The following is a 12478-nucleotide window of genomic DNA, read 5'->3' as shown; positions in this document are numbered from 1 at the left end:
ATCCGTCCACATGTGCGCCTGCTGCGGGCGCCGAGCCCGACCATCGAGGGAGGGGCGGCTCAGGCGGCCGGGGCGGACAGGAAGGGGAGGGTCCGCTGCATCCGCAGGGCGTCGACGGACTCCGCGAGCAGCTCGTACTCGGTGGTCTCGTCGCTCGTGGCGATGCGCACCAGATGTCCGGCGGCCAACTCCTCGGCGGTCAGCTCCTGTTGGGCGTCGTCGCCGCACCATCGGCGCAGCAGCCCGGGCGCATCGGGGGTCGTGCCCGCGACGGGCGCCATCGAGTTCGGCGGGAAGTAGGGGGCGTAGGGGTCGGGGTCCAGTCGCTCGGCGATCCAGGACGCCCGGTCCCGTAACCACCACATGGCCAGGGCCAGAGTGGGCGCCCGGTAGGTGCCGAGCGGTACGCCGACCCACATTCCGCCACAGACTCCGTACGCGGTGACGTGGCACAGGAATTCATCGTGCACGATCACTCCCCATCGCATCGGCTCGCCGCCTGTCGGCCTCTCTTTCCGGTCTTTCGCGCGGCTCGTTCCGGCGTGCACCGTGGCGCTGTTCCGAGGAGTGGAAGGGTGAATTGCCCTAGCCTTTGAGTATCGCCACTCCTGACACAGTGTCACCACGTCTTTCCAGCCAGTCTCTTGGCATATTCACAGCTTCGCTTGGCCGAAACGGCTCGGACCGTCTCCGTCCGTACGGAATCCGCGCTCGGCGGCCCATTACCCGAGGGGTAATCGACGGTCCCGGCGGCGCCCGGCATGGTTGCGGTACCGCATCCCGAAGACCTCGATGGAGGCTGATTCATCATGTCCGTGAACGTGTCCGAGAACGAGAACCGTTACGAGACCGCCGTCACCCGTTACTTCGAGGCGTGGAACGCGGACGGGGCCGAGGCCCTGGCGAAGGCGGTGGCCGCCGCCTGGACCGCGGACGGCGGGTACACCGATCCGCTCGCCGATGTGCGCGGGCACGACGCGATCGCGACGGTGATCGCGGCAGCCCACGAGCGGTTCCCCGGTTTCGTCTTCCGCCCGGCCGGTCCGGTGGACGGCCACCACGACATCGCCCGTTTCACCTGGGAACTGGTGAACCCCACGGACGGCTCGTCCCCGGTAGCCGGCTCCGACGTCATCACCCTGACCGAGGACGCCCGAATCCGCACGGTATCCGGCTTCCTGGACCGGGTCCCGGCAGCGGAATAACGCGACTAGTTCGCCACCCGCCCCCCTTCAGGGGCGCGAGGAACGGCGCGACCAGCCCCCACCGGCCCACAGCCGACCCACCACACCAGCCCCCCAAGGGGCGCGGGGAACTGCGCGGCCGACCCCCACCGGCCCGCAGCCAATCCCCGCACCCCCAGCGGAGCGTTACCGCTGGACGAGCGCGTCGATCCGGTCCAGCTCCTCCTGCGAGAACTCCAGATTCCCCGTGGCGGCCACACTGTCCTCCAGCTGCTGCGGACTGCTCGCACCGATCAGCGCGGAAGTGACCCGCCCACCCCGCAGCACCCACGCCAGCGCCATCTGCGCGAGGGACTGCCCGCGGGACTTCGCGATGTCGTTCAGCGCGCGCAGATCGGCGACCAGCTCCTCGGTCAGCTTGTCCGCGCTCAGGAAGGGGCTGTCGCTCGCGGCCCGCGACCCCTCCGGGATCCCGTCGAGGTAGCGGCCCGTGAGCAGGCCCTGCTCCAGCGGCGAGTAGGCGATGGACCCGATCCGCAGCTCGTCGAGCGCGTCCAGGAGCCCTTCCTCCTCGGGGCGCCGGTCGAGAATCGAGTAGCGCGGCTGGTGGATGAGGAGCGGGGTGCCCAGCTCGCCCAGGATGCGGGCGGCCTCGCGGGTCTGCTCCGGAGAGTAGTTCGAGACACCGACGTACAGCGCCTTGCCCTGCTGGACGGCCGAGTGCAGCGCGCCCATCGTCTCCTCAAGGGGAGTCTCCGGGTCGGGGCGGTGCGAGTAGAAGATGTCGACGTAGTCGAGGCCCATGCGGTTCAGGCTCTGGTCGAGCGAGGACAGCAGGTACTTGCGCGAGCCCCACTCCCCGTACGGGCCCGGCCACATCAGGTAGCCGGCCTTGGAGGAGATGACCAGCTCGTCGCGGTACGGCGCGAAGTCCGCCTTCAGCGCCTCACCGAGGGCGGACTCGGCGGCGCCGGGCGGGGGCCCGTAGTTGTTGGCCAGGTCGAAGTGGGTGACACCCAGGTCGAACGCTCGCCGCAGGATCGCGCGCTGGGTGTCCACCGGCCGGTCGGGGCCGAAGTTGTGCCACAGGCCCAGGGAGAGCGGGGGCAGCTTCAGGCCGCTGCGTCCGGTGCGCCGGTAGGGCATGTCCGCGTAGCGGTCGGTGTGTGCGGTGTACAACGCGTTCTCCAGAGGGGTCGGTACGGAGTGGACCACGGTCCACTCTCGCCTGCCCCACCGACAGTGGTCCAACAGGAGAATCGGATGGGATTCAGCGGATACGCTTCTCAATCATGGAATTGCGCCACCTTCAGCACTTCGTCGCGGTCGCCGAGGACCAGCACTTCACCCGGGCGGCCGAACGCCTCATGGTGTCGCAGTCCGGCCTGTCCGCCTCCATCCGGGCCCTGGAGCGCGAGCTGCGCGCGCCGCTGTTCGTCCGCACCACCCGCCGGGTCACCCTCACCGAGGCCGGGCGGGCCCTGCTGACCGAGGCGGAGCGCATCCTGGCGCAGGTCCGCGCGGCGCACGACGCGGTGGCCGCAGTCCAGGGCGTACTGCGCGGCACGCTCTCACTGGGCACCGAGCAGTGCATCGCGGGCGTGCACGTGGCCCCGCTGCTGGCCGAGTTCCGCAGGCGGCATCCGGACGTGGAGATCCGGCTGCGGCAGGCCGGCTCCGGCGCGCTCGCGGAGGACGTCGCCGCGGGCCGGCTGGACCTGGCGTTCGCGGTGACGACCCGCGCGGACACGGAGCAGCTGCGCAGCCTGCCGCTGACCCGCGAGCCGATGACGGTCGTCTGCCATCCCTCGCACCGGCTGGCGGGCGGCGGCCCGGTCACCCCGTACGAGCTGGGCGGCGAGGACTTCGTCGACTTCCATCCCGACTGGGGGCCGCGCCGCACCACCGACGCGGCCTTCGCGGCGGCGCGGGTGCAGCGCACGGTCACCCTGGAGGTGAACGACGTGCACAGCCTGCTCGACCTCGTCGAGGAGGGCCTCGGCATCGCCGTCGTACCGCGCCACTTCGCACACAAGCGGCCGGCCCTCCCGGCCTTCCCGCTGAAGGCGGACACCGAGACGCCGTACGAGACGGTCGCGATGCTGCCTCCGCCGGAGGCGACCAGCCCGGCGGCGAGAGCGTTCATGTCCTTGCTCGACACAGAGGTTCTGGCCGTCGAGACGGTCGGCGCATCGGCCAGGATCAGCGGGTAGTTGGCTGAAAATGCACCTCATTGATCGAAGCTGACGAAGTTTCGAACACGCCACGCGGGCGGCAAAGTGCATGAAAATGCCGACTGCCGCATCTCAGTGCCCAGTTGACGGCAACTCAGTTCGTCTACCACACAGTGGTTACGCGGTAGCCATTTCCCGACGATGTGAAGTCAATGGGGGGATGAGAGCCCTGCCGGGCCCGACAGCCAGGTCCGGTGACTAGCATGAGCGACGCGCTTGATCCGGAGGACGGCCCACCGCCTTCCGGGCTCTCAGCGACGTTTCACCTGTGGACGTACTCCTGCTCGCACGGACCGAGGGACCGCGGAATGCCAGTGCCTGCTCGCCCCCGTCAGCGCCGATCTGCGCAGAAGACGGGTTCCACTCCGGTCGTGTTCCCCGCGGTCCTGGTCGTCACGGCGGCGGGTGCCGGAGCGGCCGTCGGCCTCGCCCCCGAGGGAGCCCGCCCCTGGGTGGCGGGTACGGCGATCGCCGCCTGGGGCTGCATGGCGGTCCTCGTCGCCTTCGCCTCCGCCGGGTTGCGCAGGGCCCACCGCCAGACGGTGTCGCGCACCGGCGAACTGGAGATGACCAAGAACAACTGGAGCCAGCACGGCGCCGAGACGGACCAGCTGGTCAACGTGACCCTGCCGGCGGTGGCCGAGCAGCTGAAGAACGGTGTCGGGGCCGACAAGGTCCTGGCCGGGCTGCCCACCCCCTCCGACCCGTATCTGCGCCGGATGCTGCACGTCTTCACCACCGAGGTCGCCCAGTCCGTAGGGCGCACCACCGACTCCCAGTCGGACCTCGCCATGATGCGGCGCGAACTGGCCAACGGGACGCAGGAACTCGAGCGCCTGACCAACGACACCCTGCCCGCCGCGGTGTCGTTGCTGCGCGAGGGCAGTTCCGCCGACACCGTGCTCGCCAAGCTCGACTGGCCGTCCAACCCGCTGCTGCGCTCCCCCGCGGAATCGTTCATCCGTGAACTGGCGTACAGCGAGCGCCGGTCCGCCGCCGCACAGGCCGCCTCCGCGAAGGCGCTCAGCCGGGTCCAGGCCAAGACCGTCGGTATGCTCGCCGACCTCCGGGACATGCAGGACCGCCACGGCGGCGAGATCTTCGGCGACCTGCTGCGGCTGGACCACAGCACCTCCCAGCTGGGCCTCATGACCGACCGGCTCGCCCTGCTGATGGGCGGTCGCTCCAGCCGCGTGTGGAACAAGCCGATCGTCATGGAGAGCATCCTGCGCGGCTCCGTCGGCCGGATCGCCGCGTACCGGCGGGTGCGGCTGCACAACTCCAGCAAGGCCGCCATCGCGGGCTTCGCCGCCGAGGGCGTCATGCACCTGCTGGCCGAACTCATGGACAACGCCGCCAACTTCTCGCCGCCGATCGACGAGGTCCACGTGTACGTGGAGGAGCGCAGCGCCGGTCTCGTCATCACCATCGAGGACAGCGGACTGAAGATGTCCGACGCCTCCATGCGCCGGGCCGAGGAGTCGGTGTCGGGCCGGCTCACGGACCTCGCCTCGCTCCAGGGCACCCGGCTGGGCCTGAGTGTGGTGGGACGGCTCGCCGCCAAGCACGGCATCAGCGTCAACTACCGCCCCTCCTCACGCGGCGGCACCGGTGTCGTCGTCCTGCTGCCGCCCCAGCTGGTGGCGCAGCAGCGCGAGCCGGTCGGTCCCGAGCGTCCGCTCCCCGGAGCGAATCTCCCGGCCGCCGCACCGGCCGCACCCCAGGCCCCGGCGCCGGCCCCCGAGGCCGAGGAATCGTTTCCGATACGCGTTCCGCAGGCGACCGCGCCCGTGGACGAGGCGCCCCCGGTGGACATCCCCCGCCGGCGCGGCGCGGCCACTCCGGGCGGACTGCCGGTCCGGGCTCCCGGCCGCACCATGGCCGAGGCGGAACGAGGACGGACGAAGAACGCCCCCGAGCCGTCCAGGGCGGAGCCCGACGTGAACGGTCCGGCGCGCGACGCCGGAAGCCGGTTCGGCGCCTTCCACCGCGGCCGGCACGCCGCAGGGGCCACCGACGGCTCCCCCGCCGCGCCCGCCGAGGACGCCGGACCCGAGACCGGACCCGGGACGGACGGCTAGATCCCCTCCGTCCCTCGCACAGCTCCGCAAGACCACCCGCATTGATTCGCCGCACCCCGTTGGATTGGAGGAACGGGCCGGGTGACCACCGACTGGTCATCACCCGACCCGCCCATCATGGAGACCACTGACAACAGCCTCACCTGGCTCTTGATGAACCTCTTGGAGCGCACGCCGGGCACCCGCCACGCACTCGTCCTGTCCCGGGACGGTCTGAAACTGTGCTGGACGGAACACCTGACCCTCGACCAGGCCGACCAGCTGTCGGCGATCTGCTCCGGCATCCAGGCTCTCGCCCAGGGCGCGTCCGTGGAGTTCGGCGACGGAACCGGCGGCGTCCGGCACTCCATGACCGAGTTCCACGGAGGCCTCCTGTTCATCGTCGAGGCTGGCCAGGGCGCGCACCTCGCGCTCGTCGCCGAGGAGAGCGCCGACCCGGGCGTCGTCGGCCATCAGATGACCGAGCTGGTCGAGCAGATCGGCGACCATCTGCGGGCCGAACCCCGGACGCCCGTCACCACCAGGGGTGCCTCGGCGTGAGCCGCAAACCCGTGGACATCGGCGACCCGGACCGGCTCTACACGGTCACGGGCGGACGCAGCGAAGCCGATGACGCCTTCGACCTGGTCACGCTGATCGTCAGCGAGTGCGAGCCGACCGCCGGCATGCAGTCCGAGCACGTCCGGATTCTTGAGCTGTGCCGGCACCCCACGGCGCTCGTCGAGGTCTCGGCCGAACTCAAGCTGCCCATCACCGTCGTACGCATCCTCCTCGGCGACCTCCATGCCATGGGCAAGGTGAGCGCCCGTCACCCCCGCGCGGCCGATTCCGTCGCGACCCTCCCCGAAACCGCACTGCTGCAGGAGGTGCTCCATGGGCTCCGCAACCTCTGAGCTGCCCGCCCAGCGCACGCCGCTGGCCGATGCCGCCGAGACCGGACTGAAGATAGTCGTCGTGGGCGGTTTCGGCGCCGGCAAGACCACCCTGGTCCGCTCGGTCAGCGAGATCCGGCCGTTGAACACCGAAGAGGTGATGACGCAGGCGGGGCAGGGCGTCGACGAGACGGCGGGGGTGGAGCGCAAGACCACGACCACCGTCGCCTTCGACTTCGGGCGCATCAGCCTCAACCAGCGGATGGTGCTCTACCTGTTCGGCGCACCGGGCCAGGAGCGCTTCTGGTTCCTGTGGGACCGGCTGTTCTCCGGCACGCTGGGCGCGATCGTCCTCGTCGACACCCGGCGCATGGAGGACTCCTGGTACGCGATAGACCGGCTCGAACACCACAAGACGCCGTTCGTGGTGGCCGTCAATCGCTTCGACGACGACGAGCAGCGGTTCTCGCTCGACGAGATCCGGCAGGCACTCGCGCTGGGCGACCATGTGCCGATGGTCGACTGCGACGCGCGCGTCAGGTCGTCGGGCAAGGAAGTCCTGATCACTCTCGTGGACCATCTCTACGCACTGGCCCTGTCCCAGGAAGGGACGTCGTGAGCGACACCACCGGCTCCACTTCGTCGAAGACCCCTCCACCGGGCTGCCCGGCACACGGTTCCGCCGTGCAGCTGGGCGGTCTGGAGTACCAGCAGACGCCCTCGCAGCTGTACCGCACGATGCGCAGGGACCACGGAGCGGTGGCTCCGGTCTTCCTCGACGGCGACATCCCGGCCTGGCTCGTCCTCGGCTACCCCGAGGTCAGCTATGTGACCAGCCATGACGAGCTGTTCGCGCGGGACTCCCGGCGCTGGAACCAGTGGCCGAACATTCCGGCGGACTGGCCCCTGATGCCGTTCGTCGGCTACCAGCCGTCCGTGCTGTTCACCGAGGGCCCGGAGCACCAGCGCCGGGCCGGTGTCATCACGCAGGCGCTGGAGGGGGTCGACCAGTTCGAACTGGCCCGCGAGTGCCAGTCGATCGCCGAGCAGCTGATCGCCGCGTTCGGCGGCAGCGGGCAGACCGAACTGATGAGCACGTACGCGCACGCCCTGCCGGCCCGTGCGGTGCTGTGGATGTGCGGTATGCCGCAGGGCAGCGCGGACACCGAGCAGCTCGTCGACGATCTGCGGATCTCCCTCGACGCCGGCGAGGGCGACGACCCGGTGGCGGCGTACATGCGCGTCGGGGAGCGCATCATGCAGCTGGTGAAGGAGAAGCGGGACCGGCCGGGTCCCGACGTCACCTCCCGGATGCTGCAGGACGCGGCGGGGCTCAGCGACGAGGAGATCGTGCAGGACCTGATCTCCGTCATCGCTGCGGCCCAGCAGCCGACCGCCAACTGGATCTGCAACACCCTGCGTCTGCTGCTGACCGACGAGCGGTTCGCGGTCAACGTCTCCGGCGGGCGGGTCAGTGTCGGCGACGCGCTGAACGAGGTGCTGTGGCTGGACACGCCGACCCAGAACTTCATCGGCCGCTGGGCCGTGCGCGACACCCAGCTCGGCGGGCGGCTCATCCGTGAGGGCGACTGCCTCGTCCTCGGCCTCGCAGCGGCCAACACGGACCCGCAGATCTGGCCCGAGTCGCATGTCGGCGCGGAGAACTCCTCGCACCTGTCGTTCAGCAACGGCGAGCACCGCTGCCCGTATCCGGCGCCGCTCCTCGCGGACGTGATGGCCCGTACGGCGGTGGAGACGCTGCTGGAGCGGCTGCCCGACCTGGTGCTGGGGGTCGATCCCTCGGAGCTGACGTGGCGGCCGTCGATCTGGATGCGCGGGCTCAACTCCCTGCCGGTGCAGTTCACTCCGGCCGTGCACTAGCGCTCCGCTGGGTTCAGCTGGTCGTCTGCGGGTGTGTTGCATGCCTGCGGGTGCGTCGTGGCTGGGCGCGCAGTTCCCCGCGCCCCTTCGGGGCGCTGGCCTTCGGGGCGCCCAGCCTTCCGCGTACCCGGATTCCGGGTACGCGGAAGACCCCTGGTCCGCGCTCAGGCGTCGGTCGGGGTGAACTGGACCGGTAGTGACTGGGGGCCCCGGGTGAAGACACCCTGTTCCACCGGGTCGAAGCCGTCGGCGAGGCGCAGGTCCGGCATCGCGTCGAGCAGTTGGTTCATGCCGATCTCGACCTCCGCCTTGGCGAGCAGCGCGCCGACGCAGAAGTGCCGGCCCAGCGCGAACGCGAGGTGGTCGGCCGCGGCCGAGAACGCCGAGGTCGTGGTGAGGTCGTCCCGGAATATGTCGAACCGGTCGGGGTCGCCGTAGCGGCGCTCGTCACGGTTGGCGGCCCCGATGAGGCACGTCACCGTGGCCCCCTGCGGGATGGTTCCGCCGGACACCTCGACGTCGGTGGCCGACTGCCGCATGATCATGTGGACCGGAGGGGTGTAGCGCAGCGTCTCCGCGAAGGCCGCGGGTATCAGGCTCCGGTCCTCGTAGACCGCCGCCAACTGCTCGGGATTCATCAGCAGGTTGGCGAGAATGCTGGCGATCGCCTTGTCCGTGGTCTCTCCGCCGGCCGCGAGCAGCAGGCTGCAGAACGCCTTGATGTCCTCGTCGCTCATCCGGACACCGTCGACCTCGGCGGCGCAGAGCGTCGACAGCAGGTCGTCGCCCAGGTTGTCGCGCCGGTCGCGGATGATCGGGATCATGTACTCGGCGAACTCCCGGCGGGTGCGCTCACCGGCGGCGGTCACCTCGGCGTCACCGGAGAGGTTGCCGAGGAAGGCGATGACGGCGGTGTACCAGCCGTGGAAGCGGGCGTGGTCGGCCTTGTCCAGGCCCAGCATGTCCGCGATGACGTTGACCGGGAACCGGGTCGCGTAGTCGGTGACGATGTCGGCCGAGCCGGTCTCGCGGAACGCGTCTATGAGTGCGAGCGAGTTGCGCTCGATGACCGGCAGGAACTTCTCCTGGAGGTCGCTGCCGCGGAACGCGGGGGCGACGAGTGCGCGCCGCACCGCGTGCTCACGGCCGCTGAGCTGGAGGATCGTCTTGCCGTGGACCGGCTCCAGCTGCCAGTCGTAGTTGCCGGTCGTGAACTCGGACTTCTTGTCCTTGAAGACCCGTTCGACGTCGTCGTAGCGGGAGATGATGTAACTCTGGGTGGCCTCGTGCCAGATCAGGGGATTTTTCTCTCGCATCGCCGCGTACGCGGGGTAGGGATCCGCGGCGAACTCGGGAGAGAGGATGTCGGGCGCCTGCTGGGCAGTGGACACGGAACTCCTCGTGTTGGATGCGTGCCGTCGAGGAACAGGTTAATGATCTTTCGATGGCTCAAACAGTCCAGTCCTGGCCGAAGTTGAACGCATGACCTTCCAGTGCCCCGCATGCCTCCCGATCATGATGTACGGCGAAATCTCTCCCATGATCCGAGGGTTTTGCACCGCTATGCCGGAGTGCGGTGATCGTCCTGCCACCGGGAGAGCGGTGGTTCACCCCGCGGCGAACCACCGCTCCCGAAGTCGGCGAAAGATATCGGCCACGACTCATTCGACACGTGTCAGCCGGGACCTGTCAGCGCGGGACCAGTCAGCGCGACGCGAGGTCGTACCCCGGCAGGACCACGTCCCGGATCAGCGCGTTGCGCTCGTCGAACGGGATGAACGCGCTCTTGAGGGCGTTGACCGTGACCGTGCGGAGGTCGTCGAGGGTCCAGCCCGCCTCCTCGACGAGCAGGGACATCTCGCGGGTCATGGTCGTGCCGGAGACCAGCCGGTTGTCGGTGTTGAGGGTGACGCGGAAGCCCAGGTCGCGCAGCCGGGTGATCGGGTGGTCAGCGATCGAGGTGGCCGCGCCGGTCTGGAGGTTGGAGGTGGGGCACATCTCCAGGGCGATGCGGCGGTCGCGTATCCACTCGGCGACGCGGCCGAGCTTGCCGTCCACGATGTCGTCGGTGATCCGGACGCCGTGGCCGATGCGCTGGGCGCCGCAGACCTGGAGTGCCTGGTGGATGCTGGGCAGACCGTGGGCCTCACCGGCGTGGATGGTGAACGGGACGTTCTCGACGCGCAGGTGCGCGAACGCGTCGAGGTGGCCGGCGGGCGGGAAGCCGTCCTCGGCGCCCGCGATGTCGAAACCGACGACACCCGCGTCCCGGAACGCCACGGTCAGGTCCGCGATCTCGCGGCTGCGGTCGAACATCCGCATCCCGCACAGCAGCGTGCCGACCCGGACGGGCGTACCGGCGGCAGCCGCCTTCGCCATACCGGCGGCCAGGCCCTCCTGCACGGTCTCGACGACCTCGGGCAGGGTGAGCCCGCCGTTCAGCATCAGCTCGGGGGCGTAGCGGACCTCGCCGTAGACGACACCGTCCGCGGCGAGGTCGAGCACGTACTCCTCGGCGGTGCGCAGCAGACCCTCACGGGTCTGCATGACGGCCAGGGTGTGTTCGAAGGTGGCGATGTAGCGGACGAGGTCGCCGGAGTTGGCCGCCTCGTAGTACCAGGCGGCGAGCGCGTCCGGGTCGGTGGTGGGGAGGGGGTGGCCGACCGCGGCGGCGAGTTCGACGAGCGTCGCGGGGCGCAGACCGCCGTCGAGGTGGTCGTGCAGGACGGCTTTGGGGAGCCGTCGGACGGTGTCGGCGTCGAGCCGGAGAGCGGTGCTGGAGTCGGTGCGGGGCGCGGTCATGCGGTGTTCCTCGGCAGGTTCTGTGGGGGCGGAAGGGGGCCGGACCGGGCTACTGGGCGGGTCCGTCGGGGGCGGCCGGCTGGAGCAGGTCCCACCGGTTCCCGTACAGGTCCTGGAAGACGGCGACCGAGCCGTACGTCTCGTGCCGCGGCTCCTCCAGGAAGGTCACGCCGGCGGCGGTCATCCGGGCGTGGTCGCGGGCGAAGTCGTCGGTGTGCAGGAAGAAGCCGACCCGGCCGCCGGTCTGGTCGCCGATCCGCTCACGCTGCTCCTCGCCCTTGGCGCGGGCCAGCAGGAGTCCGGTGCCGGGTCCGGCGGTGTCCGGCTCCACGACGACCCAGCGGGACCCGTCGGGTCGCGGGGTGTCCTCGGCGAGCCGGAATCCGAGCGCCTCGGTGTAGAAGCGGATCGCGTCGTCGTAGTCGTCGACGACAAGGGTGACCAGGGCAACGCGTCGCATCGGGGCCTCTCCGGGGTTCCGCGGCACCGAGGGGCCGCCGGCAGGGACGAGCAGGGGGACGGGACAGAGGGACGGACAGCAGGGGTTATACGTAACACGCGAGGATACGCCATCCCCGGGGGGTCGCCTGCCCGCACGGCACCCGCCTCCTGCATGCTGGAGGGAGGATCAAGAGACAGGAGTGACACACCATGTCCGAGACGCCCAGGTCGACCGGGGCACCCGCCCACCAGAACGTCACCTTCCCGAGCGGCGGCACCACCGCGCACGGTTACCTGGCACTGCCACCGGCCGGACGAGGGCCCGGTGTCATCGTCATCCAGGAGTGGTGGGGGCTGACCGACCACATCGCCGACGTCACCGAGCGGCTGGCGAAGGAGGGCTTCGTGGCGCTGGCCCCTGACCTCTACGGCGGCAATGTCGCCCACGAGAGCTCCGAGGCGTACCGCATGATGCAGGAGCTGCCCGTACCGCGCGGTGTCGAGCTGCTGTCCGGCGCCGTCGATCATCTGCTGGCCATGCCCGAGGTCACGTCCGAGACCGTCGGCTCGGTCGGCTTCTGCATGGGCGGCGGTTTCGTCCTCTACCAGGCGGCCACCGACCCCCGCGTCCGCGCCGCCGTCCCGTTCTACGGCGTCATCCAGGGCGAGGCCCCGGACTTCTCCGGCCTCAAGGCCCAGATCCTGGGCCACTACGGCGAGCGCGACTCCGCCATCCCCGTGGACTCCCTCACCACGCTCGCCGAGACGATCCGCGAGCAGTCCGGCATCACCCCGGACCTGCGCGTCTACCCGGCCGACCACGCCTTCTTCAACGACGGCCGCCCGGAGGTCCACGACCCCGAGTCGTCCGCACAGGCCTGGCGGAGCACGGTCGAGTTCCTGCACGCGCAGCTGGGCTGAGCGCGCGCCTCGCCTCGCCTCGCCGAGTAGTCCGTGCGCCGCTGCCCCCGGTCCCGCCGGGG

Annotated in this window: 13 protein-coding genes; 8 read left to right on the top strand and 5 right to left on the bottom strand. The window is 70.2% G+C overall.

What is annotated here, in order from left to right; all coding sequences use genetic code 11:
- Positions 1-59: 59 nt before the first annotated feature.
- Positions 60-470 carry a hypothetical protein gene (locus ACFVH5_RS32410; RefSeq protein ID WP_385837288.1) on the bottom strand — a complete coding sequence of 137 codons (411 nt, stop codon included), beginning with the start codon at positions 468-470 and terminating at the stop codon, positions 60-62.
- Between the two features lie 339 nt (positions 471-809).
- Here ACFVH5_RS32410 and ACFVH5_RS32405 point away from each other — a divergent pair, with 339 nt between their 5' ends.
- Positions 810-1205 carry a nuclear transport factor 2 family protein gene (locus ACFVH5_RS32405; RefSeq protein WP_385837286.1) on the top strand — a complete coding sequence of 132 codons (396 nt, stop codon included), beginning with the start codon at positions 810-812 and terminating at the stop codon, positions 1203-1205.
- Between the two features lie 165 nt (positions 1206-1370).
- Here the strand turns inward: ACFVH5_RS32405 and mgrA are convergent, their stop codons facing one another.
- Positions 1371-2363 carry an L-glyceraldehyde 3-phosphate reductase gene (mgrA, locus tag ACFVH5_RS32400; RefSeq protein WP_385837303.1) on the bottom strand — a complete coding sequence of 331 codons (993 nt, stop codon included), beginning with the start codon at positions 2361-2363 and terminating at the stop codon, positions 1371-1373.
- Between the two features lie 113 nt (positions 2364-2476).
- On the opposite strand from mgrA, the gene ACFVH5_RS32395 reads away from it, so the two are divergent.
- The 6 genes from ACFVH5_RS32395 to ACFVH5_RS32370 all read left to right on the top strand — a co-directional run bounded on the left by ACFVH5_RS32395 (position 2477) and on the right by ACFVH5_RS32370 (position 8252).
- The gene (locus ACFVH5_RS32395) at positions 2477-3397 is read left to right on the top strand and encodes a LysR family transcriptional regulator (RefSeq protein ID WP_385837285.1); all 921 of its coding nucleotides are present in this window, start codon (positions 2477-2479) and stop codon (positions 3395-3397) included.
- Between the two features lie 329 nt (positions 3398-3726).
- Positions 3727-5499 (top strand): ATP-binding protein, encoded by a 1773-nt coding sequence (locus ACFVH5_RS32390; RefSeq protein WP_385837284.1) that lies wholly within the window; start codon positions 3727-3729, stop codon positions 5497-5499.
- A 117-nt stretch (positions 5500-5616) separates the two neighbouring features.
- Positions 5617-6039 (top strand): roadblock/LC7 domain-containing protein, encoded by a 423-nt coding sequence (locus tag ACFVH5_RS32385; RefSeq protein WP_107019232.1) that lies wholly within the window; start codon positions 5617-5619, stop codon positions 6037-6039.
- Complete coding sequence (locus ACFVH5_RS32380; RefSeq protein WP_189776066.1) at positions 6036-6392, top strand: DUF742 domain-containing protein; 357 nt, start codon at positions 6036-6038, stop codon at positions 6390-6392. Before ACFVH5_RS32385 ends, ACFVH5_RS32380 begins: the two co-directional genes overlap by 4 nt.
- Positions 6373-6990, top strand: a complete 618-nt coding sequence (locus ACFVH5_RS32375; protein WP_107019020.1) for an ATP/GTP-binding protein — start codon at positions 6373-6375, stop codon at positions 6988-6990. The genes ACFVH5_RS32380 and ACFVH5_RS32375 overlap by 20 nt, the downstream gene beginning before the upstream one ends.
- Positions 6987-8252 (top strand): cytochrome P450, encoded by a 1266-nt coding sequence (locus ACFVH5_RS32370; protein WP_385837283.1) that lies wholly within the window; start codon positions 6987-6989, stop codon positions 8250-8252. Before ACFVH5_RS32375 ends, ACFVH5_RS32370 begins: the two co-directional genes overlap by 4 nt.
- A gap of 164 nt (positions 8253-8416) precedes the next feature.
- Here ACFVH5_RS32370 and ACFVH5_RS32365 read toward each other — a convergent pair whose 3' ends face one another.
- The 3 genes from ACFVH5_RS32365 to ACFVH5_RS32355 all read right to left on the bottom strand — a co-directional run bounded on the left by ACFVH5_RS32365 (position 8417) and on the right by ACFVH5_RS32355 (position 11514).
- The gene (locus ACFVH5_RS32365; RefSeq protein ID WP_385837282.1) at positions 8417-9643 is read right to left on the bottom strand and encodes a cytochrome P450; all 1227 of its coding nucleotides are present in this window, start codon (positions 9641-9643) and stop codon (positions 8417-8419) included.
- A 313-nt stretch (positions 9644-9956) separates the two neighbouring features.
- A complete protein-coding gene (locus ACFVH5_RS32360) occupies positions 9957-11054 on the bottom strand; it encodes an adenosine deaminase (protein WP_385837281.1) in 1098 nt (365 codons plus the stop codon).
- A 49-nt stretch (positions 11055-11103) separates the two neighbouring features.
- A complete protein-coding gene (locus tag ACFVH5_RS32355) occupies positions 11104-11514 on the bottom strand; it encodes a VOC family protein (protein WP_385837280.1) in 411 nt (136 codons plus the stop codon).
- 191 nt (positions 11515-11705) lie between these two features.
- On the opposite strand from ACFVH5_RS32355, the gene ACFVH5_RS32350 reads away from it, so the two are divergent.
- On the top strand, positions 11706-12416 hold the full coding sequence (locus ACFVH5_RS32350; RefSeq protein ID WP_385837279.1) for a dienelactone hydrolase family protein: 711 nt from the start codon (positions 11706-11708) through the stop codon (positions 12414-12416).
- The last annotated feature ends 62 nt before the right edge of the window (positions 12417-12478 follow it).

Source organism: Streptomyces sp. NPDC127119 (assembly GCF_042677425.1).
Taxonomy (GTDB): Bacteria; Actinomycetota; Actinomycetes; order Streptomycetales; family Streptomycetaceae; genus Streptomyces.
The sequence above is the reverse complement of the archived record's forward strand: the minus strand, read 5'-3'. Positions and strand labels throughout refer to the sequence as shown.

Coding starts and splice junctions, on each gene's coding strand:
- ACFVH5_RS32405 (WP_385837286.1), top strand. CDS start 810: ATGTCCGTGAACGTGTCCGAGAACGAGAACCGTTACGAGACCGCCGTC.
- ACFVH5_RS32395 (WP_385837285.1), top strand. CDS start 2,477: ATGGAATTGCGCCACCTTCAGCACTTCGTCGCGGTCGCCGAGGACCAG.
- ACFVH5_RS32390 (WP_385837284.1), top strand. CDS start 3,727: ATGCCAGTGCCTGCTCGCCCCCGTCAGCGCCGATCTGCGCAGAAGACG.
- ACFVH5_RS32385 (WP_107019232.1), top strand. CDS start 5,617: ATGGAGACCACTGACAACAGCCTCACCTGGCTCTTGATGAACCTCTTG.
- ACFVH5_RS32375 (WP_107019020.1), top strand. CDS start 6,373: ATGGGCTCCGCAACCTCTGAGCTGCCCGCCCAGCGCACGCCGCTGGCC.
- ACFVH5_RS32360 (WP_385837281.1), bottom strand. CDS start 11,054: ATGACCGCGCCCCGCACCGACTCCAGCACCGCTCTCCGGCTCGACGCC.
- ACFVH5_RS32355 (WP_385837280.1), bottom strand. CDS start 11,514: ATGCGACGCGTTGCCCTGGTCACCCTTGTCGTCGACGACTACGACGAC.
- ACFVH5_RS32350 (WP_385837279.1), top strand. CDS start 11,706: ATGTCCGAGACGCCCAGGTCGACCGGGGCACCCGCCCACCAGAACGTC.